This is a genomic window from Sphingomonas kaistensis (genome assembly GCF_036884275.1).
Classification (GTDB): domain Bacteria; phylum Pseudomonadota; class Alphaproteobacteria; order Sphingomonadales; family Sphingomonadaceae; genus Sphingomicrobium; species Sphingomicrobium kaistense_A.
Map to the genome: position 1 here is coordinate 998541 of NZ_CP145607.1, position 24144 is coordinate 1022684.

The following is a 24144-nucleotide window of genomic DNA, read 5'->3' on the forward strand; positions in this document are numbered from 1 at the left end:
TGACAGTTCGGCGTTGCCCTTTCGTTCCCCTGTCGCCACATGAAGAACGGTGACGTCCGTTCTCGCTCTTCCCGCCCTTCACGCATCGCACGCCGGCATCTGGTTGGTCGGGCGTGAGGGCGCGCGGGAAGCCGGGCGAGGCGAAGCGATCCGGGCGGTCTCCGACACGCCGCATATCCTCCTTAACGCCCCGCTCGCCGGGCAACGCCTCGGCTACCCTGAAGTCAGCGGGCTCGACCTTCTCGAGCTGTTCGCCTTTGTCCACCCGGCGCGCTTCGTGGTTCCGACCGTGCCGGGACTGGCGGCGTTCGTCGGGCTGGCAGCGCCGGTCGACGAAGCGGCGGCGGCAGGGCTGTTGCCGGCGATTGCCGGGCGATTGCTGGCGACGCTGGCCGACGAACGCTGGGCAGCGCGGGAGGGCGCGTGGACCATCAATGCGACGTTGCACCGGATCGGCTGGGGCTGGGCCGGGCTGGTCGGCCAGCGACTGGCGCGGCCCGAGCGGGGCGAGCGAATGCTCTTCTCGCGGCTGGAGCCGTGGGAGGAGACGGCCGAGCGGCCCCCGGCGCGGGTGATCCGGCTGGGCGACGGGGAGGCCGAGGCGCGGTTGGCGCAGCTGACCGGCGCAGGATCGGAAACGCGTGAGGGCCAGCGCGCCTTTGCCGCCGCCGCCGCCCACGCCTTTGCCCCACGCGACCGCCGCGACGCGCCCAACGTGCTGCTGGCCGAGGCAGGCACGGGCATCGGCAAGACGCTCGGCTATCTCGCCCCCGCCTCGCTGTGGGCGGAGAAGGCGGGCGGGGCGGTGTGGGTGTCGACCTATACCAAGGCGCTGCAGCGCCAGCTCGACGCCGAGGGCGCGCGGATCGTTCCCGACGAGTCCGAGCGCAAGAAACGCATCGTGGTGCGCAAGGGACGCGAGAATTACCTCTGCCTGCTCAATCTCGAGGACGCGCTTCAAGGGAGTTTCTCGGGCCGCGCCGCGGTGCTGGCGCAATTGGTCGGGCGCTGGGCGGCCTACAGCAAGGACGGCGACATGGTGGGCGGCGACCTGCCGGGCTGGTTGCCGAGCCTGTTCCGCCGCGCCGGGGCCACCGCGCTGACCGACCGGCGCGGCGAATGTGTCTATGCGGGCTGCCCGCACTACCGGAAATGCTTCATCGAAAAGGCCGAGCGGGCGAGTCGCGGAGCCGATCTGGTGATCGCCAATCATGCGCTGGTGATGGTGTCCGCCGCGCGCGGGCGATTGGGCGGCGGGCTTGAGCGGATCGTGTTCGACGAGGGCCACCATCTGTTCGACGCTGCCGATTCGACCTTCGCGGTGGCGCTGACCGGCGCCGAGACGATCGAGCTCAGGCGCTGGATCGTCGGCCCCGAGCGCAGCACCCGCGGGCGGCGACGGGGCCTTGCCGCGCGGCTGATGGACGTCTGCTCCTATGACGAGGAAGGTGCGCTGGCGCTTGATGCGGCGGTGCAGGCGGCGGGGTTGCTGCCGGGCGACGGCTGGCTCGGCCGGGTGGTCGAGGGCCTGCCCTTGGGGCCACTCGAAGCCTTGTTCGCGGCGGTGCGGAGCAGTGTGCTGGCGCGGGCCCGGGCGGAAGATGCGGGCTATGGGCTCGAGACCGAGCTGGCCGAGCCCGATGCCGCCCTGGTCGAAGCCGCCGCAGCGGCGCTGGTCGCGCTCGAATCGCTGCAACGGCCGATGACCGCGCTTCGGTTGCGGCTGGAAGCGGTGCTGGAAGATGGACCCGACTGGCTCGACGCCGCGGCGCGCGCGCGGGTCGAAGGGGCGATCGCGGGGTTGAACTGGCGCGGCGGCGCGGTCGCCGCCTGGGCGCAGCTACTGGCGCGGGTCGGCGGCGCGGCGGACCCGGACTTCGTCGACTGGATGAATGTCGACCGGATCGAAGGGCGTGAACTCGACATCGGGCTTCAACGCCGCTGGCTCGATCCGACCCGGCCGCTCGCCAAGGCGGTGATCGAACCCGCCCACGGCGTCCTCGTCACCTCCGCCACCCTGCGCGGGGGCGAAGAGCATTGGGAGGTCGCCGACGCCCGCACCGGCGCCGCGCACTTGCCGGCGGCGCCCGCGCACTTCCACGCCGCCAGCCCCTTCGACTACGCGTCGGCGGCTGAAGTGCTGGTGGTGACCGACGTCAAGCAGGGCGATCTGGCGGCGCTTGCCAACGCTTATGCTCGGCTGATCACCGCCGCGCGCGGCGGGACGCTCGGCCTGTTCACCGCCATCGCCCGGCTGAAAGCGGTGCAGGCGCGGATCGCCGACCGGCTCGCGCGCGAGCAGTTGCCGCTGCTCGCCCAGCATGTCGATCCGATCGATACGGGCACCCTGGTCGACATGTTCCGCGCCGATCCGCGCGCCAGCCTGCTCGGCACCGATGCGCTGCGCGACGGGGTGGACGTGCCGGGCGATTCGCTGCGGCTGGTGGTGATGGAGCGTGTGCCCTGGCCGCGGCCGACCGTCTTGCATGCGGCGCGGCGGCTGGCGGGCGGCGGGTCGGCCTATGATGACCGGGTGGTGAAGGCGCGGCTGGCGCAGGCGTTCGGGCGGCTGGTCCGGCGGCAGGGCGACAAAGGCACCTTCGTGATGCTGTCGGCGGCCTGCCCGTCGCGGCTTCTGACCGCCTTTCCGTCGGGCGTGCAGGTCAGCCGGGTGACTCTGGAAGAAGCGGTGACCCGAGTGGCCGCGGCGCGCGGGCCGGTGGGCGGCTCAATCGGCGAGCGCGGCGACGAGGCCCGCCCGGACCCGCTTCAGCGCGTCGGCTAGACCTTCATCCTGCGCGACCGGCTCGGGCAACGGTTTCTTGCTCTTCAGCAACTGCTGGACACCGCGCACGGTATAGCCCTGGTGCGTGAGCAAGGCATGGATCCGGCGGACCAGATCGACGTCCTCGGGCCGGTAATAACGGCGATTGCCCGCGCGCTGCAGCGGCTTCAGCTGGGTAAAGCGGCTTTCCCAATAGCGCAGGATATGCTGCGCGATCCCGAGTTCTGCCGAAACCTCGCCGATGGTGCGGAATGCCGAAGGGTCCTTGGCTCCGGGCGAGGCAGGCACGTCGATCAGTCGCGCGCGATCTTGTCGCGCATGGTCTGGCTGGCGCGGAAGGTCATCACCCGGCGCGGCGCGATCGGCACTTCAACACCCGTCTTCGGGTTGCGACCGACCCTTTGGCCCTTGTCACGCAGGATGAAGCTGCCGAAGCCCGAAATCTTGACGTTCTGCCCGTCGGACAAGGCGGCGCACATGTGATGCAGCAGCCGTTCGACCATCGAGGCCGATTCGGCGCGGCTGAGACCGAGCTTGCGATGCACCACATCGCCCAGATCGGCGCGGGTAAGCGTTCCCGCATGCATCTCGCTCATCTGCCCGCCACGCGGGATTCCAGCGTCGGCCATTCTATCCTACTCCGCCCTGTCGGCGCCCCCGTTATTGCGCCCCCGAGCCTTTGCATAACGTAAAAGCCTAGGTCGGCAAACAGACAATCTCGCAAAGTTGCCGATGATTGTCCGATAGTTAAACGGAAAGTAGCGCGGCACCCCAGGTGAACCCGCCGCCCATTGCTTCCAGCACGATGAGGTCGCCGGGCTTGATCCGGCCGTCCTTGACCGCGACGTCGAGCGCCAGCGGGACCGAGGCGGCGGACGTGTTGGCGTGGCGGTCGACCGTCATCACCACCTTGTCGGGCGACAGGCCGAGCTTGCGGGCGGTGGCGTCGATGATCCGGGCGTTGGCCTGGTGCGGCACCACCCAATCGACATCCGCCGGGGTCTTGCCCGCGGCTTCCAAGACTTCGCCGAGCACGCTGGCGAGATTGACGACCGCGTGGCGGAACACCTCGCGGCCCTTCATGCGCAGCTTGCCGACGGTGCCGGTGGTCGACGGGCCGCCGTCGACATAAAGCATGTCGCCCCACTGGCCGTCGGCGTGGAGCTTGGTCGCGAGGATGCCGCGTCCGTCGGTCTCTTCGGCGCGCAGCACGACCGCGCCGGCGCCATCGCCGAACAGGACACAGGTGGTGCGGTCTTCCCAGTCGAGAATGCGGCTGAAGGTCTCGGCGCCGATCACCAGCGCAGTCTTGGCATTCCCGCCGCGCAGCATGGCATCGGCGGTGGTCAGGGCATAGAGGAAACCGGTGCAAACCGCGTGGACGTCGAACGCGATCGCGTCCTTGATGCCGAGCAGGTGCTGGACCTTGGTCGCGCTGCTTGGAAAGGTCTGGTCTGGGGTCGCGGTCGCAAGGACGATGATGTCGACCTCCGACGCGTCGATCCCGGCATGCTCAAGCGCCTTGCGCGACGCTTCGGCCGCCAGAGTGGCGGTGGTTTCGCCTTCACCGGCGATATAGCGACTGCGGATGCCGGTGCGCTCGACGATCCATTCGTCCGACGTATCGACCTGCGCCGCCAGTTCGGCATTGTCGACGCGCCGGGCCGGAAGCGCCGACCCCACTCCCAGAAAAACGCTACGCAGGGTCACTTGGGATTACTCGCTTGCGGCAAAGGCGTGGGCGCGGAACTCGTCGAGATCGCTAACCACCTGATTGACGATATCGCCGCGAACCATTCGGGCGGCGACGGCAATGGCGTTGGCGACGCCCTTGGCATTGGCCCCGCCGTGGCTTTTCACGACCAGGCCATTAAGGCCCAAGAAGACCGCGCCATTGTGATTGTTGGGGTCGAGGTGGACCTTGAGCATGTGCAGCGCGGGCTTCGACAGCGCGAACCCCGCCTTGGAGCGCAGCGACGAGGTGAAGGCGCGGCGCAGAAGGTCGGTGACGAAGCGGGCCGTGCCTTCGGCGGTCTTCAGCGCGATGTTGCCCGAAAAGCCGTCGGTCACGACCACGTCGACCTTGCCGCGCGACAGTTGGTCGCCTTCGGTGAAGCCGTCGAATTGCAGATGAAGATAGGTCGCCTCGCGCAGCAGCGCGGCGGCTTCCTTGAGCTCGCCGGTGCCCTTGAGTTCCTCGGTGCCGATGTTGAGCAGCTTCACCCGCGGTTTCTTGAGGCCGAGCACGGTGCGGGCGTAGGCCGCGCCCATCACCGCGAACTGGACGAGGTTCTGGGCGTCGCACTCGGTGTTGGCGCCGAGGTCCAGCATCACGCAATCGTGGCTGCCGAGGGTGGGGAGGAGCGCAGTCAGCGCCGGGCGGTCGATCCCCGGCATGGTGCGCAGCGCAAGCTTGCTCATCGCCATCAGTGCGCCGGTGTTGCCGGCGGACAGAGCGGCGTCGGCGCTGCCGTCCTTTACCGCATTGATGGCGAGGCCCATCGACGTCGTGCGGGCACGGCGCAGCGCCTGGCTCGGCTTTTCGTCGCCGGCGATGCTGTCGGGGGCGTGAAGGATCGTCGCGCTGCCGGCGGGCAGCGACAGCTTTTCGAGCGCGGGACCAAGGACGGCTTCGTCGCCGACCAGCAGAAAGCGCAGCGAGCGGTCGGCCTTGAGGGCGCGCTCGACACCGCCGAGAACCGCCTCCGGGCCGCCATCGCCTCCCATCACGTCCACGGCGATCCGCGGAGCGACCATGGCGCTGGCGCTGGACGACCTGGCGGTCACGTCAGCGACGCTCTTCAGGCTTCGGTCGAGACGATCTCGCGGCCGTTATAGTGGCCGCAGGCCGAGCAAAGGTTATGCGGGAGCTTGAGCTCGCCGCAGTTGGGGCATTCCTGGAAGCTCGCCGGGGTCAGCGCGTGATGGCTGCGGCGCATGTTGCGCTTCGAGGGCGAGGTCTTTCTCTTGGGGACGGCCATTGCGGCACCTGTTCTAAGCTGTTGCGGTCAAAAAAGAAGGCGACGCTCCTCCACCGGCTCACCGAGGCGTTAAGCCCCGGGGCGGCGACAAGGATCGTCGCGAACGGGCGGCCTATAGCGCAAAGCGCCGCCGAAGCAAGGGCAAGCGGGTCAGGCCAGCACCTTGTCTCCGACAAAGGGATTGCTCGCCCGCTCGCGCTCGAAGCTGCTGGCGGGGCCGTGGCCTGGGATGAACACGGTCTCGTCGCCGAGCGGCCAGAGCTTGTTCTTGACCGAATCGAGCAGGGCCTGATGGTCCGACAGGGGAAAGTCGGTCCGCCCGATGGAACCCGCGAACAGCACGTCGCCGACCAGCGCCAGCGCCGAGGGCGGGTGGTGGAAGATGATGTGGCCGGGCGTGTGGCCGGGCGTTTCGTAGACGTCGAGAACGAGGTCGCCGACCGTCACCTGCTCGCCATCGCTCAGCCAGCGATTAGGCTCGAAGGGCGAGGCGTCGATGCCGTAGGCCGCGCCATCGTCGGCCAGCCGAGCGATCCAGAACAGGTCGTCGAGGTGCGGGCCTTCGATCGGCACGCCAAGCTCGGCGGCAAGTTGCCCGGCCTGGCCGCAATGGTCGATGTGGCCGTGGGTGAGGATGATCTTTTCCACGGTCACGCCAGCCTGCTGAATCGCGGCGCGGATCTTGGGCAGGTCGCCACCCGGATCGCACAGCGCCGCCTTGTTGGTCGCGGTGCACCACAGGAGGGTGCAATTCTGCTGCAGCGGGGTGACCGGGATCACCATCGCCTTCAGCGGCGGATTGTCTTGGAAGCTCACGATATTCCTTACTTGAGCAGCGTCTGCTGCCAGAATTGCAGGGTCGACCAGAACAGATAGTCCTGGTTTTCCTTCTTGCCGAAGCCGTGGCCTTCGTTCTCGCCGACCATGTACCACGTCGGCGCGGCGCCGGGGCGGGCGTTCAGGGCGGCGACGACCTGATCGGCCTCGGACTTGGGCACGCGCGGATCGTTGGCGCCCTGCACCACGAACATCGGGGCCTTGATTTCGCCGATGCGGCGTAGGGGGCTGATCTCCAGCAGCTTGGCCCGCTGCTTGGGATCGCGCTCGTCGCCATATTCGACGCGGCGGAGGTCACGGCGATAGCTCTGGGTGCCTTCGAGGAAAGTCACGAAGTCGGAGATGGCGACGTTGCAAAGTGCGCCCTTGAAGTCGGCGGCGTAGCGGATGGCGCTGGCGTAGCACATGTAGCCACCATAGCTGCCGCCGGTCACCGCCATACGACCCGCGTCGATCGCCGGATCGGCTTTGAGCGCGGTCAGGAAAGCGCCGATGTCCTTGACCGAATCCTCGCGCTTGAACGGCCCGTTGTCGAGGCTGACGAAGCGCTTGCCGAAGCCGGTCGAGCCGCGGACGTTGGGGAGAAAGATGGCGATGCCGAGCTCGTTGATAAGGTAATTGTCGCGGCCCATGAAGCCGGGCCGCTCCTGGCCTTCGGGACCGCCGTGGATGTCGACCACCACCGGGCGCTTGCCGGGGAATTTGGCTGGGTCGGGGCGATACAGGAAGCCCGACACGCGCTCGCCGTCGAAGCTCTTTACCTCGATCAGCCGGGCCGACGGATTGCGCGAGAAGTCGAGGCCGCCCGTCTCGCTCTGCGTCCAGCGGGTGAGCTTGCCGGTCCCCGGGTTCAGTGACCAGGCATCGGCGGTGCCCTGCGCCGAGTTGAAGGTGAAGCCGAGTTCGCCCCACGGCGACCATTCGATTCCGCCGGCGACCCCGACCGGGAGGGAGGTCACCTGCCGAGCGCGGCCGCTGGCGGCATCGAGCAGGTAGAGGCGGCTGATCCCGGCCTCGTTTGTGACATAGGCGATGGTGCGACCGTCGTCCGAGATGTCGAAGCTGTCGATATCCCACCGGCCGGCGTTGGCGACGGGGGTGAAACGGCCGGTCGCCAAGTCCATCCGGCCGAGCCGCTGGACGTCGCTGTCCTCGTCCGACAGCACCCACAGCGATCCATCGGGCGCGAATTCGGCGCCTCCGTAGGCAATGTCCTTTTTGAGATCGCCGAGCGGGGTCAGCTGCCGGGTCGCGAGGTCGAGGAGGTACGGGTCGGAATTGGTGACCTGTTGGTAGTTCAGCACCAGCGCCTTGGCATTGCCTGGCGCGAAGGCGGCGATTCCCCAGCCGCCGCCCTTGACCTCGGCCACCAGCCGGTCGGTCTTGGGATCGCGCGGGTCCATGACGTAGAGATCGGTGTCGGCGCCGTTGCGGCGGGTCGAGCTGTAGGCGACGAGCTTGCCGTCCTTGCTCCACGCGCCGAGGCTGTTGCGACTCTTGCCGTCGGTCAGCAGCGTCATCTGCCCGCCGTCGAGGCGGTAGAGCTGGAAGAATTCCGCGCCGCCCCGGTCCATCTGCGTGACCAGCACGTCGCCCGATGGGGCCCAGCTGCCGCCCACCGGCTCGGGCTCGAAGGTGATCTGCTGGCGATCCATCATCGGTGCCGCGACGCGGTGGAGCTGGGGCACGTTGCCGAAGCGGGTGCGGATCAGCATCGAGCGGTCGCGCGCGTTCCAGCCGGCGAAGGAGGCGCTGCGCAGTTCCATGTAGGGGCGGGTCCTGGCGGCAAGCTCGGCCGGGACCGGCGGCACGGCCTGCACGGTCAGCGCGGCGGGCTTGGGCGCGCTGGTTTGGGCGTTGGCCGTGGTGGCGAGCAGGGCGGCAAGGGCCAGCGAGATGCGGATCGGCATGGGTGTCGAGCTCCTAGTTGGCAGGCTTGGCGGGCGTCAGCGTCGCCATCGATGGGGGCACATCTTTCATCGACCGCGCGGTCGCTTCCGCCCCGCGCAGCGCTCGCAGCACGTTGCCGCCCGCGAGCTTGGCGAGATTGGCGTCGCTCCACCCGCGGCGGATCAGTTCGGCGAACAGGCGCGGATAGGCTTCGACGCCTTCGAGTCCGACCGGCGTGCGCGGAATGCCGTCGAGATCGCCGCCGATGCCGACATGATCGTGCCCGGCAACGCGCGCGACATAGTCGATGTGATCGGCGACGTCCTTGATGCCGACCACCGGACGCGGGTTGGCGGCGACCCAAGCTTCCATGCCTTTGGTCACCGCTGCGGCGTCTGCGCGATTGTAGGTCTTGAGTCGGGCCTCCTGCGCGGCCTGTTCGCCGTCCCATTTCCATTGTGCGGCGCTAAGGAAGCTCGGGACCCAGGTCACCATCACCACGCCGCCGTTGGCCGGCATCATGCGCAGCACATCGTCGGGCACGTTGCGCGGGTGCGGATTGATGCCTGCCGCGCTGGAGTGGGAGAAGATCACCGGCGCCTTGGACGCCGCAATCGCATCTCGCATCGTCGCGGGGGCGACGTGGCTCAAATCCACTAGCATGCCGAGCCGGTTCATTTCCTTCACCACCTCGACCCCGAACGGCGACAGGCCGTCATATTTGGGCTGATCGGTCCCGGCATCGGCCCATTCGGTGGTCTGGTTGTGGGTCAGCGTCATGTAGCGGGCGCCAAGATCGTAGAAGCGGCGCAGCGCGGCCATCGAGCCGCCGATCTGCCGCCCGCCCTCGATCCCTAGCATCGAACCTATCCGCCCCGCCTTGTGCGCAGCTTCCATTTCGTCGGCCGAGCGGGCGAAGCGCAAGGTTTCGGGATAGGCGTCGATGATCCGGTGCGCGGTGTCGATCTGCTCCAGCGTGACCCGGATCGCTTCGTCACCGAGCGTGGTGCCGTCGATATAGACCGACCAGAATTGCCCGCCGACCCGGCCGGCACGAAGCCGGGCCATGTCGGTCATCAGCGGCGGCTTCCAGCTGTCGGTGCCGCTGGCCAGGCCCTCGACCTTGCTGCCGAAATCGCCGCGCAGCGCCCACGGCAGGTCGTTGTGCCCGTCGATCAGCGGCGTCCGCTTGAGGATTCGATCGATCCGCTGACTGACCTTGGGATCGATCGGGGTGGTCTGGGCCATGGCGGACACCGGGAGCAGGCTCGCGGCGGCGAGCAGGAAGAGCTTGTGCATGGGCGCGACTTTACGAACCGGCGCGCCGCTTGCAAACGCTTAAGCCGTGGATGCGCCCTTTCTCCTGTTCGACAATGCCCGGCAGGGCGGACCGGCGCGGCTGTATCGGCGGCCGATCGGCGAAGTACGTGCCGAACGGCTAGAGAATGTGCTGCCCGCGCTCGAGGCGTTGCAGGCGGCGGTGCGGGGCGGCGCGCATGCCGCCGGCTTTCTCGCCTACGAGGCCGGTTACGCGCTCGATCCCGCGCTGTCGGACGCGGCGCGGCAGGGCGAGGGGCTGCTTTTGTGGTTCGGTTTGTTCGAGGGCTTCGAGGAGGTGGACGCGGCCTCCGTGCTGCCCGATCCGGATGGCGCGTGGAACGGGCAGCCTCACCCGCGCGTGGCGGAAAAGGATTATCTGGCGGCGGTCGCTTTAGTCCACGAGCAGCTTCGCGCCGGCGAGCATTATCAGGTCAATCTCACCTTTCCTTGCGATGTGGCGGTGAAAGGCGATCCGGCGGCGTTGTATGCGCGGTTCCGGAAAGCCTCGCAGGCCGGATGGGGGGCACTGATCCGTCATCCCGGCGGCTGGCTGCTGAGCTCAAGTCCGGAACAATTCTTTACCCTCCGCGACGGTGTGATCGAAGCCAGGCCGATGAAAGGCACCGCCGCCCCCGATGCGCCCGACGCAGTGCTCACGGAGGATGCCAAGAGCCGCGCCGAGAATCTCATGATCGTCGATCTCCTCCGCAACGACCTCGCACGGGTGGCGGAGCCGGGCAGTGTTGCGGTGCCCGAATTGTTCGCCATCGAGCGTTATCCGACCGTAACCCAGATGGTGAGCCGGGTGACCGCGACGCTCCGGCCCGGGCTCGATGCGGTCGACGTGCTGCGCACCATCTTTCCCTGCGGTTCGGTCACCGGCGCACCCAAGGTCGCCGCGATGAAGGCCCTGCGCGCGCTCGAGCCCCATCCGCGAGGGGCCTATTGCGGGTCGGCCGGGTGGATCGAGCCGGGCGGCGATGCGGCCTTCAACGTGCTGATCCGGACGCTGGAGATGGCCGCTGATCGCGCCACGGCGACCCTTGGCCTCGGTTCCGGGCTTGTAGTCGACTCCGTTGCGGCCGATGAATGGGCCGAATGCATGTCCAAGGGGGCCTTTTTGACGCGTGACCGACCGGCGATCGACCTGATCGAAACCATGCGGTTCGATCCCAGCGACGGCGTGATCGAACTCGACCGCCATCTAAGCCGGTTGACGGCTTCGGCCGAAGCGCTCGACTTCCGCTTCAATCGCCACGCCGCCCGCAACGAATTGCAGGCCGCGACCTTTGCCCGCCGGACGCCCGCGACGGCCCGGCTGCTGCTGTCGCCGACCGGCACCATGGCGGTCGAAGTGCGGCCCTTGCCGGCCGCCCGGACCGAGCCGCTCACTGCCAGGATCGTGCCGCTGCCGGTGCCGAGCGACGACTATCGGCTGCGCTACAAGACCACCGACCGCGGTTTCTACGACGAGGCGCGGATCGCGAGCGGTGCCGACGAGGTCATCTTTGCTGACACCGACGGCTGGCTGACCGAAGGCAGTTTCACCTCGCTGTTCAAGGAGTGCGAGGATGGAATGCTGGTGACGCCGCCGCTGTCGCGGGGCCTGATTCCGGGGATCCTGCGGTCCAAGCTGGTCGCCGAAGGCAAGGCGGTCGAGGGCGACTTGCGCCGCGAAGACCTCGAAGGCGGGTTCCTGGTCGGCAACATGCTGCGCGGCCTCGTGCCGGCGCGGCTGGTCGATTAAGCGGCGAGCGGGAAGCTCAGCAGCCGGTCCTTGATCGGGATCAGCGCGGTCGCGGGGGTGCCGACCTTGCGCAAAATCTCCTTGTGGCTCGCATCCAGCCCGCCGGTCAGCGCGCCGAACGCGGGCAGAATCAGCTTCGCCCCGCTGGCGACGAAACAGCGGCGGCTGACCCGGCGGCCCCGCACCTGAAGGCGCAGCTTGGGGTGATAATGGCCCGACAGTTCGGGCCGGGGATCGCGGACGTCGGCTTCGTGGCGAAGCATCAGGCCATCGACCTCGACCTCTTCCCGCAGCGTCCCGCCGCAATGATCGGCAAAGCCGGGATCGTGGTTGCCGAGGATCCAGGTCCAGTCGAGCCGGGCGGTCAGCGCCAGCAGCATCGCCCGCGCGGCTTCGGGCAGGCGGTCGCAGCCGAACTTGTCGTGGAAACTGTCGCCAAGGCAGTAAAGGCTCGTCGCCCCGGTTCGATCGACCACTTCGGTCAGCGCGGCCAGCGTCGCCTGGCTGTCGTAAGGAGGCAGGAACTGGCCGAGTTTGGCATACCAGCTCGCTTTTTCGAGATGGAGGTCGGCGACCAGCAACGCACGCCGCGCTGGCCACCACAGCGCACCCTGCGGATCGGCGAGAAAATCATGTCCGGCGAACGAAAGGGGAACCATCGCGGCGCCGCTTAGCCCGACTTTCGATTCCGTGGCAACGGCTTAGTAGCCGCGGTTCACCACATGATCGCGCAGCGCCCGGGCGTCGTGCAGCGCATTGTGCGGCACCGCGCTGTTGCGGGCGGTGGAAAAGCCGGCAAGGTTCATCAGCCGAAAGGTCAGCGCGGGCACCGTCACCATCTGCCCGTTCCCGGTCAGTAGCGCCTTGCAGAAATAAGCGATGTCGTCGGGCCAGTCGGCGACGATCTCGACCTCCTCGAACGGAGTTAGCCAGCGCGACAGCTCGCGCGCCACGTCGGCGGCGGGTTGCGGCTCGGCGCGGAGGTGCTGGGGCACGGTGCCGAGATAAGGGACGACGTGCCGCTCGACCCAATCGATGCAGGGGCGCTCATGCTTGAGGATCGCGTAAAATTCCTCGCTGCCGTCATCGGGCACGAGAGCAAGGCTGAGCAGCGGACCGCCGAAGCCGTCGAATTCGCAGTCGAGGAAGTAGCGCATCGACAATGCTCTGGACGAGCGGGGCGGTCCGCGCCAGTCTCCGCGCGAACACCATGATGGGGGAGATTTTGCGATGCGCCTGTTCTTGATGAGCCTGGTCCTCGGAACGGCGCTGACCGCCCCGCTGGCCGCGCAGACGCCGGGCCGGGCCGATCTCGCCAAGGTGGTCGCCAGCCGCCACGACACGACGGTGAAGGCATTGCAGGACTGGATCGCGCTGCCGACCATCGCGGCGGAAAAGCGTAACGTCGAACAGGGCGCCGACTATATGCGCCGCCTCGCGCTCGACGCCGGTTTCCAGCAGGCGCGGGTGGTGCAGTCGGGCGGCGTGCCGGGTGTGTTCGCGACGCTGGACGCGGGCGCGCCGGTCACGCTCGGCATCTATTTCATGTATGACGTCAAGCAGTTCGACCCCGCCGAATGGTCGAGCCCGCCACTTGAAGGGCGGTTGGTCGATCGCCCGGGCGAGGGCCAGGTCATCATGGGCCGCGGCGCGGTCAACCAGAAGGGTCCGGAAATGGCCTTCCTCGCCGCGCTGCATGCCTTCAAGGCGAGCGGGCGCAAGCTGCCGGTCAATCTGGTGCTGGTGGCCGAGGGTGAGGAGGAGATCGCTTCGCCCAATTTCCCGACCATCGTCGCCGATCCGCAAGTCGCCGCCGCGCTCAAGAAAACGGTCGGCGTGTTCATCCCGGCCGCCGGTCAGGACCAGACCGGACAAGCGGGCATCACGCTCGGCGCGAAGGGGGCGGTCGAATTCCAGCTGATCGTCGGCGGCGAGACCAGCGACAAATATCCCAAGAACGACGTCCATTCGAGCAATCACGCGCGGATCGAAAGCCCGGCGTGGCGGCTGGTGAAAGCGCTCGACACACTGGTCGCCGACGATGGCCACACCCCCGCGATCGACGGCTTCATGGACAATGTGAAGCCGCTCACCGCCCGCCAGAAGGAGCTGATCGCGCAGCGGGTGGCGGTGACGAACGAGGCCGACGTGAAGAAATCTCTGGGCGTAGGCAAGTGGATCGGGAACGAGGATTTCCAGACCAGTTCCGAACGGTTCCTCAGCCAGCCGACGGTCAACATCCAGGGGCTGGTCAGCGGCTACACCGGGGTCGGGGGCAAGACCGTGCTGCCGGGCCGGGCCGAAGCCAAGCTCGAGTTCCGGCTAGTCCCCGACATGACCCGGCAGGAGGTTGAGACCAAGCTTAAGGCGCACCTGGCGAAGCGCGGGTTCGACGATGTGAAGGTGGTGGTGAGCGGCGGCTACGGTCCCAACCAGACCGACGAGAACAGCCCGTTCATTCAGGCCCAGAAGAAGGTCCTTGATCGCGCGGCAATCCCGTACACGCTGAGTCCGCGCAACGCCGGAAGCTGGCCGGGCGTCGTGTTTAACGGCGCGCCGCTTAATCTCCCGACCGGCCAATTCGGCATCGGCCGCGGCAATGGTGCCCACGCGCCCAACGAATGGTTCGTCATCCGCTCGGCCAACCCCAAGGTGGCGGGGATCGACGAGGCGACGATGCTGTTCGTCGATTATCTCTACGAAGTGGCGAAGCTCGGGCGGAAGTGATCAGTCATCCCGGCGCAGGCCGGGATCTCGGGCGGCATCGCGCAATCGCCGCCTGAGGTCCCGGCCTTCGCCGGGACGACGTCATTGCGGGCAGATGTCTTCGGGCCGGGCGCGGCCCTTCCGGCAGCGATCTTCCAGCGCGCGTCGTTCGCGGCCGAGGCGTTCTTCTTCCTTGCGGATCGCCCGGCCGCGCTTCTCGTCGGCCTCCGACTGGCTGGTGGTCACGGCGTCCACGCCGGAGGAGACGACCTTCACCGGCAAGGTGACGACATCGACCGCGGTGCTGGCGACGCTGCAGGCCGAAAGGGCGGGGGCGAGGAACAGGACAGGCAGGATGCGCATGACCGCAGCGTAGCAGATCGAGGCGCCTCAGTCCTCCCGCATCGCCAGCTCGGCCAGCGCGCTTTCGGCTTCCACCAGCAACGCTTCGTCGGCACTCGCCCCGCTCGGCAGGGCTTCGCGGCCGATCACCACCATCAACGGCACCGCCATCGGCGTCACACGCGGCAAATCGACATGCACCATCTGCGCCGCCGCCCGCTCGACCAGCCGGGCGAGACGGCCAAGCTCGGTCATCCGCGCACGCGCATCGTCCCACGCGGCGCGCATCAACAGATGCTCGGGCTCATATTTGCGCAGCACGTCGTAGATAAGGTCGGTCGAGAAGCTGACTTGCTTGCCGGTCTTGCGCTTGCCGGGGTGCTGCCGCTCGACCAGGCCCCCGATGACCGCCACCTCGCGAAAGGCGCGCTTCAGCAGCATCGATTGCTCGACCCATTCGACGAACTCACCTTCGAGGATGTCGGGGGACAGCAGCGGCGCGGGGTCGGTGATGGGTTCGAGCCCATAGACCGACAACGCATAATCGTTGGCGACGAAGCCCAAGGGCTTCAGCCCCATCTTCTCCATCCGCTTGGTCACCAGCATGCCGAGGCTCTGGTGCGCGTTCCAGCCTTCGAAGCTGTACATCAGCATGTAATGGCGGCCTTCGTGGGGGAAGGTCTCGACCAGCAATTCGTCGGGCTGCGGCAGGCGCGAGCGGCGCTGCTGGACTTCGAGCCATTCGCTGACGTCGGGCGGGAAGCGGTGCCAGTCGGAGGGGTCGGACAGCATCACCTTGACCCGGTCGGCCAGATGGGTGGTCATGCTCATCCGCTGGCCGCCATAGGTGACCAGCCGCGCTTCCCTGGTCGAGGCCTGCACCAGGATATCGCTGTCCTTGAACTGCAGCACTTCTAGGCTGAGGCCGGCGAAGAACACGTGGTCGCCGACCGTCAGGGTCGAGGCAAAGCCTTCCTCGACCCGGCCCAGCATCCGCCCGTTCTTGAAGCGGACGTCGAGCATCGGATTGTCGACGATGATCCCGGCGTTGAGACGATGCTGCACCGCCACGGTCGGCTTGGTGATCCGCCAATGCCCCGACCCTGCCGGCTCCTCCACCAGCCGCCGGAACTTGTCGTAAGCGCGCAGCGCGTAGCCGCCGGTGGCGATATAGTTGAGGACGATGCGGAAAATCTCGTCAGTGAGGCCCGCATAAGGCGCGGCGGAGCGGAGCTCGGCCAGCAGTTCGGCTTCCTCGAACGGCGCGGCGCAGGCGCAGGCGAGGATGTGCTGGGCCAGCGTGTCGAGGGTGCCGGGGCGGAAGATCTCGGGATCGAGCTCGCCCGCTTCCACCGCATCAAGCGCGGCGCGGGCTTCGAGATATTCGAAGCGATTGCCGGGGACGATGGTGCCGTGGCTCGGCTCGTCCAGCCGGTGATTGGCGCGGCCGATCCGCTGCAGCAGGCGCGAGCTGCCCTTGGGAGCGCCCATCTGAATGACGAGATCGACGTCGCCCCAGTCGATGCCGAGGTCGAGGCTGGAAGTGCAGACCAAAGCCCGAAGCTTGCCCGCCGCCATCGCCGCTTCGACCTTGCGCCGCGCTTCGAGTGCGAGGCTACCGTGGTGGACCCCGATTGGCAGGCCCGCCTCGTTCACCTTCCACAGGTCCTGGAAAATAAGTTCGCACAGGCCCCGGGTGTTGCAGAAGACAAGCGTCGTCTTGTGCTTCTCGATCTCCGCCATGACCTGTTTGGCAGCGTAGCGGCCCGAATGGCCCGACCAGGGCACGCGATTCTCGGGCAGCAGGATGTCGAGCACCGGGTCGGCGCCTTCGGCCCCGAGCACCACGTCGACCTCGTCCATGTCGGCGTCGGGCGCGAGCCAGCTGCGATAGGCGTCGGGGTCGGCGACGGTGGCGGAAAGGCCGACGCGGCGCAGGTCCGGCGCGATCCGCTGCAGCCGAGCCAGCGCCAAGGCGAGCAGGTCGCCGCGCTTGTCGCGGGCGAAGGCGTGGATCTCGTCGAGGACGATGGTCCTGAGGCCCGCGAACATCGTGAAGCTGTCGGGATAGGACAGCAGCAGCGACAGGCTTTCGGGCGTGGTCAGCAGAACCTGCGGCGGTTTGGAGCGCTGGCGGGCCTTGCGGTCCGACGGCGTGTCGCCGGTGCGCGTCTCGACCCGGATCGGCAGGTCCATCTCCCCGATCGGATCGAGGAGATTGCGCTGAACGTCGACCGCCAGCGCTTTCAGCGGCGAGATGTAGAGCGTGTGGAGCCCCTCGGCCGGGGTCTCGGCCAGCTCGCAGATGGTCGGCAGGAATCCCGCCAGCGTCTTGCCCGCGCCGGTCGCGGCCACCAGCAGCGCATGACGACCCGCCCGCGCCCGCTCCAGCATCTCCAGCTGATGCCGCCGCGGTTGCCAGCCGCGGGCTTCGAACCAGCCGGCAACCTGCGGGGGGAGATCAGCCCCGGTCAGAGGCCGCTGTTGCCATCGCGCTCATGCTCGCGCTGTTCGGCGGCATAATTTTCGCGGGTGGCGCGCTCGGTCACTTCGGGATCGACCTTGCTTTTCTTGTTCTTGAGGAACGCCCAGGCCATCACCACCACCAGCAGGATCGGCCCGATGATCGTCACGATGCTCCAGTAATTCACGTCGCTGCCTTCGCCCATATCGGCTTCCTCTTATTATTATGCTTGCGGAACCGTCCGCCTGTCTCTCCGTATAAGAGCCGTGCCGCGCCTAGGTTCCTGGATCGAGCCCCATCCGACGGGGATATACGTGCGGCCCGCCGATGCGTGGGTCGATCCGTCGCAGCCCCAAGCCCGCGCCCTGGTCACTCACGGACACGCCGATCACGCCCGCGGCGGGCACGGCACGGTGTGGGCGACGCCCGAAACGCTGGCGATCATGGGGGTGCGCTACGGCGACCAGAACGGCTGCGAAGTCGCTTACGGCCAGAGCGTCACGGTCGGCGAGGTGGAGGTGAGCTTCGTGCCCGCCGGCCATGTGCTGGGGTCGGCGCAGATCATCCTCGACTGGAAGGGCGAACGGGTGGTCGTGTCGGGCGACTACAAGCGCCGCCCCGACCCGACCTGCGAACCGTTCCTGCCGGTCAAATGCGACATCTTCATCACCGAGGCGACCTTCGGCCTGCCGGTGTTCCACCATCCCGAAACGGGCGGCGAGATCGACCGCTTGCTGACCCGGCTCGCCGACAATCCCGACCGCTGCGTGCTGGTCGGCGCCTATGCGCTGGGCAAGGCGCAGCGCGTGATCGCCGAAGCGCGGCGTCGCGGGCATCACCAGCCGATCTATCTCCACGGCGCACTGGAGCGGCTGTGCACGCTGTATGCCGAGCAGGGGATCGACCTTGGCGAGCTGCGGCTGGTCGCGGGCACCGACAAGAAGGAAATGATGGGGCATCTCGTCCTGTGTCCGCCCGGCGCGCTCAACGACCGGTGGAGCCGGCGGCTGCCCGATCCGATCACCGCGGCGGCGAGCGGGTGGATGCGCATCCGTCAGCGCGCGCGGCAGAAGAATGTCGAACTGCCGCTGATCATCTCCGATCATGCCGACTGGGGTGAACTCACCGACACCATCCTCGAGATCGCACCCAAGGAAGTGTGGATCACCCACGGCCGCGAAGACGCGCTGATGCACTGGTGCATGACCCGCCAGATCAAGGCGCGCGAGTTGAACATGGTCGGCTATGACGACGATGAGGACGACGGCTGAGCCGTTCATCGACAGTCGAGGTGACCTCGATCATGATAGCGCGATGACCGAAATCCACTCCACGCTCAGTCGCCGTCAGATGCTCGGGCTTGCCGGTACCGGCCTGGCGCTCATCGCCGTTCCCGCCCTCGCCGCCGCGCCCGCGATGATAACCTGGCGCGATCCCGGCTGCGGCTGCTGCACCAAGTGGGTGGAGGCGATGCGCAAGGCAGGCTTCGCGGTGACCATGCGCGAGACGGGGGACATGGCCACGGTGAAGAGCCGGCTGAAGGTCCTCGCTGCCCTGCAAAGCTGCCATACGACCGTGGTCGGCGGACTGGTGGTCGAAGGCCATGTCCCTGCCGCCGCGATCCGCAGCCTGCTCGCCAGGCGGCCCAAGGGCGTGCTAGGCATCGCCGCGCCCGGCATGCCGCGCGGGTCGCCCGGGATGGAAATGCCCGACGGCTCGAAGGATCCCTTGAACCTCACCCTGTTCGACGGCGTCGGCAACACCCGCGCCTTTGCTTAAAAAAGAGGCGCGCCCGGTTGAACCGGACGCGCCCCCTTCGTTCGACGCTTTGGGCGTTACATCCTGAAGCTCGCCCGGGCGTAGAGATAACGGCCGGGAATGTCGTGGATCGCCTGGCTGAAGTTGTTGCTTTCGCAGCTGACGCAGCCCGGCGTCTTGACGTTGAAGAGGTTGTTGACGCCGACCGCCAGGCCAAGCCCACGAAGCAGATCGAGATCGTTCAGGCGAAGCTGCACATCGGTATAGAAAACCGACTTCAGAATGCCCGTCGGCTCGCGCAGCTTGCTGACGTAGCGGCCGGTCAGCGACGCGCCGACATTCGCCAGATCCCAGTCCAGCACCGCGATCGACTTGACCTTGGGGAAGCCCTGCGCCGGCGAACCGACCTGCTGCCCAGCCCGGCGAAGCAGCTGCGTGCCGCTCGGCCCGGGAACGAACACGTCATACTTGCTGAGGAACGTCGCATTCCAGCTGGCCGCAAAGCGACCGGCCCGGGTGTCGATCCCGCGATGCGAGATGTTGACGTCGAGCCCGCTGGTCTTGATCGCCGCGATGTTCTGCAGGAGACCCTCGACCTCGGTCAGCTGGCCGTTGACCCGGGTGATCAGGCCGCAGACAGCCGGATCGCCGGTCAGCAGGCAATTGAGCAGGGTGGTTGACCGCGGCACCGCCTGGATCGCGCCATCCACCTTGATCTTGTAATAATTGGCCTCGATCGACAGCCCGCGCGAAAAGGCGGGGCTGTAGACGAAACCGTAGACGAGGCTTTCCGATTCTTCCGGACGCAGCGCCTGGTTGCCGCCGGTGGTCACGGAGATCTGCGCGTTCGCCTGCTGGTAGCTGCCGTTGGCGGGCACGCCCGCCGCGATGCAGGCGGCGCGGATCGTGGCATCGTTGGCGAAGCGCCGCGGCGAGGCATTGCTGGCGTGCGACGAGCAGGGATCGTCCAGTACCTCGTCGAAGCGCGACTGGCTGCCGAACAATTCGCCGATCTGCGGCGCGCGAAAGCCCTGCGCCCAGCTGCCGCGCAGGCGCAGATCGCGGAACGGCTTCCAGTTGATCCCGGCCTTGAAGGTCGTGTTGGACCCCGAAGTCGAATAATCGGACAAGCGCACCGCGCCGTTCAGTTCGAGCAGTTCGATGCCGGTGATGCCGCTCAGCAGCGGCGCATTCAGCTCGGCAAAGGCTTCGCGGACGTTGTAGCCGCCGCGGGTCGGCTGGGCCGGAATGTCCGAGCTGAAGCCGGCCGCCACGATCGGATCGGGATCGAACCGCCCCGTGAGCTTGCGATATTCGAGCCCGAGCGCGAGGCCGAGCGGCCCGCCCGGAAGCTGCAACATCGAACCCGACAGGTTGGCGGTGGTGTTGAACTGGGTCTGCCGGCTGCTGTCGTTCTGTTCGAAAGTCACATAGTCCAGCATCGCCTGCGTGATCGAACCCGCCCCGCCGAAGAAGTTGAACGGCACGCAAGGCGCGGTGCACTGGGCGATCGGCCCGACAGCCCGCGCCAGCTTCGAGGAATCGATGTTGCCGAGCATGGTCTGTTCGGCCTCGTTCCGGCCGTAGGACACGTTGACGTCCCAGAACCAATTGGACCCGATCTTGCCGTCGAGGGTCGCGACGCCATAGGCCGTATCGACCTGCTGGCTGAACCGGCGCGGCCCGCCTTCGATGAAGCGGCGGAAGACCGCCGACACATTGTTGTTCGCGCCGCCTAGGTCGACCCCGAACGGATTGAACGGATTGGTCCGGCTGATGATGAGATTGCTCAGCGTCGGCGTCAGGCCCGAGGTCGGGCCGAAGCCGAACGGCAGCGGCGCGGCCTGATTCTTCGATTCGCGCCGGTTCCAGGTGCCACGCACCGACAGGTTGATGTCGGGCGCGATCTCGGCGCCGATGTTGGCGAAGGCGCCATAGCGCTCGAGCGGGACCTGAAGATAGTTGAACGGCTGGAAGTTGAACCGGTCGGCCGGGCTGACGAACGCGCGGAAGTCGGCCGGGGTCGCGGTCCGACCAAGCACGGGCGCGATCAGCGTGGCGTTGCCACCGACGAAGATCGAGCCGGTGTAGCGCCCGTTGGGCGTGAAGCTCGAGCAGGTCGCCCGGCAGGCATTGTCATAGGGTTCGGGGAAGGCGGACAGGGCGCGATCGCCGGCGAACACCGCGTCCTGCTTGGTGTAATTCGCGCCGACCACGATCCGGAGCGGCGAGGTCGATCCGTTACCCCAGCTCAGCTGATAATCCTGGGTGAGGCCGTCGCCTTCCTCGGCATAACCGCCGACCTGCGCGGAGGCGTTGAAGCCCTGCTGGCTCGATTTGGTGATGATGTTCACCACGCCGGCAATGGCGTCCGACCCGTAGATCGCCGAGGCGCCGTCCTGCAGCACTTCGACCCGGGCGATCGAGCTCGAGGGAATCGAATTCAGGTCGGTGGATCCGGGCACGCCGCTGGCCGAGGCGCCATTGACGTAGCGCAGGCCGTCGACGAGCACGAGCACGCGGCGTGAGCCGAGGTAGCGCAGGTCGATTTCCGCCGCGCCCGCACCGACGCCGCCGCCGTCCGGCGGATTGCCGAGGTTGCCCGAATTGTTGAACTTGGAGCTGAGACCGCCGCCCGAACTCGGCAGGCGCTGGAGAACGTCGTTGATCGACGTCAGGCCGGTCCGGGCGATGTCCTTTCATCGACAAAGGTGACCGGCGAATCGAGGTCGAGCGGATTGCGGCGGATGCGCGAGCCGGTGACCACGATGTCCTGCGCGTTTTCGACCGGCGAGCCGTCGGCCTGGGTCTGCACCGGCTCGGACGGCGCGGCGGTCTGGGCGCCTGCCGGTGCCGCGACCAACGCGGCCAGCAATCCCAGCGACGCGGTTCCCGCGCGAAGCAAAACGTGACGGCGCATGACAAATCTCCCCCCTGTTGCTGTGCAGCAATGAGACAGATTTGCGACAGCGGGAGAAGCCCGCCGTTACCGGTTAACCGACGTTCCTTGGCTTACGTGACGGAAATACCACAGCGCCGATGCGTCAATGATCGCCTTCGGTGCGCTCGATCTCGGACAGCGCGAGCTGCTGATCGATCTCCGCCACCAGCAGGTCGAGACCACGCTGATCGGTCGCTTCGGCACGGGCGACCAGCACGTCCTGCGTATTGGAAGCCCGCAACAGCCACCAGCCCTCGGCGGTCTTCACCCGCACACCATCGGTCGCATCGACGCTGGCGCCATCGGAGGACAGGCGATCGCGCACTTCCTCGATCACCGCGAACTTGCGGCTTTCATCGACCGGGAAGCGAAGCTCGGGCGTCGACACCGAAGTCGGCATTTCGGTGCGTAGCTGGGTCAGACTCTTGCCGCTCGCCGCGACCGCCTCGATCAGGCGGACCGAGGCGTAGAGCGCGTCGTCGAAGCCATACCAGCGGTGCTTGAAGAAGATGTGGCCGCTCATCTCGCCCGCCAGGGGCGCGCCGGTTTCCTTCATCTTCGATTTGATCAGGCTGTGGCCGGTCTTCCACATCAACGGCTGGCCGCCCATCTCTCCGATCCGGTCGAACAGGGTCTGGCTCGCCTTGACGTCGGCAATGATGGTCGCGCCCGGCTGCTCGTCGAGCACCGGCCCGGCAAGGATCATGAGAAGCTGGTCACCCCAGATGACCCGGCCTTCGCCATCGACCGCGCCGATGCGGTCGCCGTCGCCGTCGAAGGCGATGCCGAAGTCGAGGCCCTTGTCGCGGACCAGCGCCTTCAGATGCTCCAGGTTCTTCTCAACCGTCGGATCGGGATGGTGGTTGGGGAAGCGGCCGTCGACATCGGTGAACAGGGTATGATGCTCGCCCGGCAGCAACTTGATCAGCTTTTCGAGGGCCGGGCCCGCAGCGCCGTTCCCGGCGTCCCAGCCGATGCGATAGTCGCCGCCCTTGAAGTCCTCGACCAAGCGGTGGACGTAGCGGTCCATCACGTCCTCGTCGGTGACCTTGCCCTGGCCCTGCGTCCACCGGCCCTCGGCGGCGCGTTCGCCCAGCGCCTTGATCGCGGCGCCGAACACGCTGCCGCCCGGAAGCAGCATCTTGAAGCCGTTATAGTCGGCCGGATTATGGCTGCCCGTGATCTGGATGCCGCCGTCGACGTCGAGCTCCGACACCGCCCAATAGAGCATCGGCGAGGGACCCTGGCCGACGCGGACCACGTCCATCCCACCTTCGGTCAGCCCGCGGATCAGTGCTTCTTCGAGCCGCGGCGAATGCTCGCGCCCGTCGCGGCCGACGGCGAGCGTTTTCGCTCCCATCTCCTGGCCCTGCGCCGCGAAGGTGCGGCCGAGCGCATAGGCGTCCTCCTCGTGGAGGGTGCGGCCGACGATGCCGCGGATGTCATATTCGCGGAGAATGGTGGGATCGAAAGTGTGGGTCATTGCGCCCCCGAACGAGGAGTGGTGAGGAAGGTTGCGGTGTCCGCGCGAAAGATCAGGCTGCTTTGGCGGCTTCCGCGCCCGGCAGGCCGAGACCAGCAACCATTTCGCGCAGCTCCTGCCGCGCGGCGATATGGGCGATACCGGCGTCGCCTATCTGCTTGAGGTCAAGCAAGGTCAGGCCCTTGGGGAAGAGTTCGCGGTAAATGACGCGTTCCGAAAGGCCCGGAATGACGCGAAAGCCGACCCGGCGGGCCAGCTCGTCCATCGCCGCGCCGACGCGCTGCTGGTTGTGGCTGCCGATGTGCTGCAGGCGGTTGCGGAGCACCACCCAATCGACGCTCTTGCCAGCGGTCTTGGCCCGCGCGGTGCGGCTGTTCCAGATCAGCTCGGCATAGAAGCTGGGCTTGGTCACCTTGAAGGTGTCGGGATTGACCTGCCCGATGAGGTCGAGATCGACGAAACTGTCGTTCATCGGGGTGACCAAAGTGTCGGCCTTGAGGATCGCGGCGCGGGCGACATTGTCGTCGCGGCCGGGCGTATCGATCACCAGGACGTCGGCCTCAGCCCCGAGGTCGGCGATGGCGGCGTCGAGCGCTTCTTCGGTCTGATCCTCCAGCACCCGAAAGACCGGCTGCGGCAATTCGACCCCGAGCCGCCGCACGGTCGCCGCGCGATTCTCGAGATACCGGGTGGTCGTCCGCTGCCGCTGGTCGAGGTCGAGCGTCGCGACCCGGTGACCGGCCGCGGCAAGCGCGACGGCGGTATGAACCGCCGTGGTCGATTTGCCGGTGCCGCCCTTTTCGTTGGCGAAGACGATGAAATGTGGGCTCGTCACTTGGTTTCTTCCCCGCGTAGCGCCAGAGGCGCGTCTTGTTGCAACCCAAGTAAAC

22 protein-coding genes are annotated in these 24144 nt (G+C 67.4%); 5 read left to right on the forward strand and 17 right to left on the reverse strand.

Going from position 1 to position 24144, the window contains the following annotated elements; all coding sequences use genetic code 11:
- Window positions 1-49 precede the first annotated feature (49 nt).
- Window positions 50-2785: an ATP-dependent DNA helicase gene (locus tag V6R86_RS04785; RefSeq protein ID WP_338502596.1), complete on the forward strand. Its 2736-nt coding sequence runs from the start codon at window positions 50-52 to the stop codon at window positions 2783-2785.
- On the opposite strand, the gene V6R86_RS04790 is transcribed toward V6R86_RS04785, so the two are convergent.
- The 8 genes from V6R86_RS04790 to V6R86_RS04825 all read right to left on the reverse strand — a co-directional run bounded on the left by V6R86_RS04790 (window position 2729) and on the right by V6R86_RS04825 (window position 9792).
- Window positions 2729-3073: a MerR family transcriptional regulator gene (locus V6R86_RS04790; protein ID WP_338502598.1), complete on the reverse strand. Its 345-nt coding sequence runs from the start codon at window positions 3071-3073 to the stop codon at window positions 2729-2731. The two genes, V6R86_RS04785 and V6R86_RS04790, sit on opposite strands and share 57 nt — an antisense overlap.
- A 5-nt stretch (window positions 3074-3078) precedes the next feature.
- The gene (locus V6R86_RS04795) at window positions 3079-3414 is read right to left on the reverse strand and encodes an integration host factor subunit alpha (protein WP_425335941.1); all 336 of its coding nucleotides are present in this window, start codon (window positions 3412-3414) and stop codon (window positions 3079-3081) included.
- A 118-nt stretch (window positions 3415-3532) separates the two neighbouring features.
- Window positions 3533-4495, reverse strand: coding sequence for a beta-ketoacyl-ACP synthase III (locus V6R86_RS04800; protein ID WP_338502600.1), 963 nt, complete (start codon window positions 4493-4495; stop codon window positions 3533-3535).
- A 6-nt stretch (window positions 4496-4501) separates the two neighbouring features.
- Window positions 4502-5542, reverse strand: coding sequence for a phosphate acyltransferase PlsX (gene plsX / locus V6R86_RS04805; RefSeq protein ID WP_338505407.1), 1041 nt, complete (start codon window positions 5540-5542; stop codon window positions 4502-4504).
- Between the two features lie 44 nt (window positions 5543-5586).
- On the reverse strand, window positions 5587-5766 hold the full coding sequence (gene rpmF, locus V6R86_RS04810) for a 50S ribosomal protein L32 (protein WP_294005306.1): 180 nt from the start codon (window positions 5764-5766) through the stop codon (window positions 5587-5589).
- Window positions 5767-5916: 150 nt separating this feature from the next.
- Window positions 5917-6549, reverse strand: coding sequence for an MBL fold metallo-hydrolase (locus V6R86_RS04815; protein WP_338505408.1), 633 nt, complete (start codon window positions 6547-6549; stop codon window positions 5917-5919).
- A gap of 41 nt (window positions 6550-6590) precedes the next feature.
- Complete coding sequence (locus V6R86_RS04820; protein ID WP_338502605.1) at window positions 6591-8513, reverse strand: S9 family peptidase; 1923 nt, start codon at window positions 8511-8513, stop codon at window positions 6591-6593.
- Between the two features lie 13 nt (window positions 8514-8526).
- Window positions 8527-9792 carry a dipeptidase gene (locus tag V6R86_RS04825; protein ID WP_338502607.1) on the reverse strand — a complete coding sequence of 422 codons (1266 nt, stop codon included), beginning with the start codon at window positions 9790-9792 and terminating at the stop codon, window positions 8527-8529.
- Window positions 9793-9838: 46 nt separating this feature from the next.
- Between V6R86_RS04825 and pabB the strand changes: the two genes are divergently transcribed.
- Window positions 9839-11560, forward strand: coding sequence for an aminodeoxychorismate synthase component I (gene pabB / locus V6R86_RS04830; protein ID WP_338502610.1), 1722 nt, complete (start codon window positions 9839-9841; stop codon window positions 11558-11560).
- On the opposite strand, the gene pdeM is transcribed toward pabB, so the two are convergent.
- Window positions 11557-12219 carry a ligase-associated DNA damage response endonuclease PdeM gene (gene pdeM, locus V6R86_RS04835; protein WP_338502611.1) on the reverse strand — a complete coding sequence of 221 codons (663 nt, stop codon included), beginning with the start codon at window positions 12217-12219 and terminating at the stop codon, window positions 11557-11559. The genes pabB and pdeM overlap by 4 nt on opposite strands.
- 42 nt (window positions 12220-12261) lie before the next feature.
- Window positions 12262-12717: a hypothetical protein gene (locus V6R86_RS04840; RefSeq protein ID WP_338502614.1), complete on the reverse strand. Its 456-nt coding sequence runs from the start codon at window positions 12715-12717 to the stop codon at window positions 12262-12264.
- Window positions 12718-12790: 73 nt separating this feature from the next.
- Between V6R86_RS04840 and V6R86_RS04845 the strand changes: the two genes are divergently transcribed.
- Window positions 12791-14287, forward strand: coding sequence for a M20/M25/M40 family metallo-hydrolase (locus tag V6R86_RS04845; protein ID WP_338502616.1), 1497 nt, complete (start codon window positions 12791-12793; stop codon window positions 14285-14287).
- Between the two features lie 81 nt (window positions 14288-14368).
- Here the strand turns inward: V6R86_RS04845 and V6R86_RS04850 are convergent, their stop codons facing one another.
- The 3 genes from V6R86_RS04850 to V6R86_RS04860 are packed head-to-tail and all read right to left on the reverse strand — an operon-like array spanning window position 14369 to window position 17277.
- A complete protein-coding gene (locus tag V6R86_RS04850; protein WP_338502619.1) occupies window positions 14369-14629 on the reverse strand; it encodes a hypothetical protein in 261 nt (86 codons plus the stop codon).
- A 27-nt stretch (window positions 14630-14656) separates the two neighbouring features.
- On the reverse strand, window positions 14657-17083 hold the full coding sequence (locus tag V6R86_RS04855) for a ligase-associated DNA damage response DEXH box helicase (protein ID WP_338505410.1): 2427 nt from the start codon (window positions 17081-17083) through the stop codon (window positions 14657-14659).
- Complete coding sequence (locus V6R86_RS04860; RefSeq protein ID WP_338502621.1) at window positions 17080-17277, reverse strand: hypothetical protein; 198 nt, start codon at window positions 17275-17277, stop codon at window positions 17080-17082. The genes V6R86_RS04855 and V6R86_RS04860 overlap by 4 nt, the downstream gene beginning before the upstream one ends.
- A gap of 61 nt (window positions 17278-17338) precedes the next feature.
- On the opposite strand from V6R86_RS04860, the gene V6R86_RS04865 reads away from it, so the two are divergent.
- The gene (locus tag V6R86_RS04865) at window positions 17339-18343 is read left to right on the forward strand and encodes a ligase-associated DNA damage response exonuclease (RefSeq protein WP_338502623.1); all 1005 of its coding nucleotides are present in this window, start codon (window positions 17339-17341) and stop codon (window positions 18341-18343) included.
- Window positions 18344-18386: 43 nt separating this feature from the next.
- A complete protein-coding gene (locus V6R86_RS04870) occupies window positions 18387-18851 on the forward strand; it encodes a DUF411 domain-containing protein (protein WP_338502626.1) in 465 nt (154 codons plus the stop codon).
- Window positions 18852-18907: 56 nt separating this feature from the next.
- Here V6R86_RS04870 and V6R86_RS04875 read toward each other — a convergent pair whose 3' ends face one another.
- The 4 genes from V6R86_RS04875 to V6R86_RS04890 all read right to left on the reverse strand — a co-directional run bounded on the left by V6R86_RS04875 (window position 18908) and on the right by V6R86_RS04890 (window position 24089).
- Window positions 18908-21523, reverse strand: a complete 2616-nt coding sequence (locus tag V6R86_RS04875; protein ID WP_338505411.1) for a TonB-dependent receptor domain-containing protein — start codon at window positions 21521-21523, stop codon at window positions 18908-18910.
- Complete coding sequence (locus tag V6R86_RS04880) at window positions 21505-21750, reverse strand: hypothetical protein (RefSeq protein WP_338502628.1); 246 nt, start codon at window positions 21748-21750, stop codon at window positions 21505-21507. The genes V6R86_RS04875 and V6R86_RS04880 overlap by 19 nt, the downstream gene beginning before the upstream one ends.
- 124 nt (window positions 21751-21874) lie before the next feature.
- Window positions 21875-23254 carry a phosphoglucomutase/phosphomannomutase PgmG gene (pgmG, locus tag V6R86_RS04885; RefSeq protein WP_338502630.1) on the reverse strand — a complete coding sequence of 460 codons (1380 nt, stop codon included), beginning with the start codon at window positions 23252-23254 and terminating at the stop codon, window positions 21875-21877.
- Window positions 23255-23306: 52 nt separating this feature from the next.
- On the reverse strand, window positions 23307-24089 hold the full coding sequence (locus V6R86_RS04890) for a division plane positioning ATPase MipZ (protein ID WP_338502632.1): 783 nt from the start codon (window positions 24087-24089) through the stop codon (window positions 23307-23309).
- Window positions 24090-24144 lie beyond the last annotated feature (55 nt).

Coding starts and splice junctions, on each gene's coding strand:
- V6R86_RS04880 (WP_338502628.1), bottom strand. CDS start 21,750: ATGCGCCGTCACGTTTTGCTTCGCGCGGGAACCGCGTCGCTGGGATTG.
- V6R86_RS04820 (WP_338502605.1), bottom strand. CDS start 8,513: ATGCCGATCCGCATCTCGCTGGCCCTTGCCGCCCTGCTCGCCACCACG.
- V6R86_RS04795 (WP_425335941.1), bottom strand. CDS start 3,414: ATGGCCGACGCTGGAATCCCGCGTGGCGGGCAGATGAGCGAGATGCAT.
- V6R86_RS04840 (WP_338502614.1), bottom strand. CDS start 12,717: ATGCGCTACTTCCTCGACTGCGAATTCGACGGCTTCGGCGGTCCGCTG.
- V6R86_RS04845 (WP_338502616.1), top strand. CDS start 12,791: ATGCGCCTGTTCTTGATGAGCCTGGTCCTCGGAACGGCGCTGACCGCC.
- pgmG (WP_338502630.1), bottom strand. CDS start 23,254: ATGACCCACACTTTCGATCCCACCATTCTCCGCGAATATGACATCCGC.
- pdeM (WP_338502611.1), bottom strand. CDS start 12,219: ATGGTTCCCCTTTCGTTCGCCGGACATGATTTTCTCGCCGATCCGCAG.
- V6R86_RS04815 (WP_338505408.1), bottom strand. CDS start 6,549: ATGGTGATCCCGGTCACCCCGCTGCAGCAGAATTGCACCCTCCTGTGG.
- rpmF (WP_294005306.1), bottom strand. CDS start 5,766: ATGGCCGTCCCCAAGAGAAAGACCTCGCCCTCGAAGCGCAACATGCGC.
- V6R86_RS04870 (WP_338502626.1), top strand. CDS start 18,387: ATGACCGAAATCCACTCCACGCTCAGTCGCCGTCAGATGCTCGGGCTT.
- V6R86_RS04860 (WP_338502621.1), bottom strand. CDS start 17,277: ATGGGCGAAGGCAGCGACGTGAATTACTGGAGCATCGTGACGATCATC.
- V6R86_RS04850 (WP_338502619.1), bottom strand. CDS start 14,629: ATGCGCATCCTGCCTGTCCTGTTCCTCGCCCCCGCCCTTTCGGCCTGC.
- plsX (WP_338505407.1), bottom strand. CDS start 5,542: ATGGTCGCTCCGCGGATCGCCGTGGACGTGATGGGAGGCGATGGCGGC.
- V6R86_RS04825 (WP_338502607.1), bottom strand. CDS start 9,792: ATGCACAAGCTCTTCCTGCTCGCCGCCGCGAGCCTGCTCCCGGTGTCC.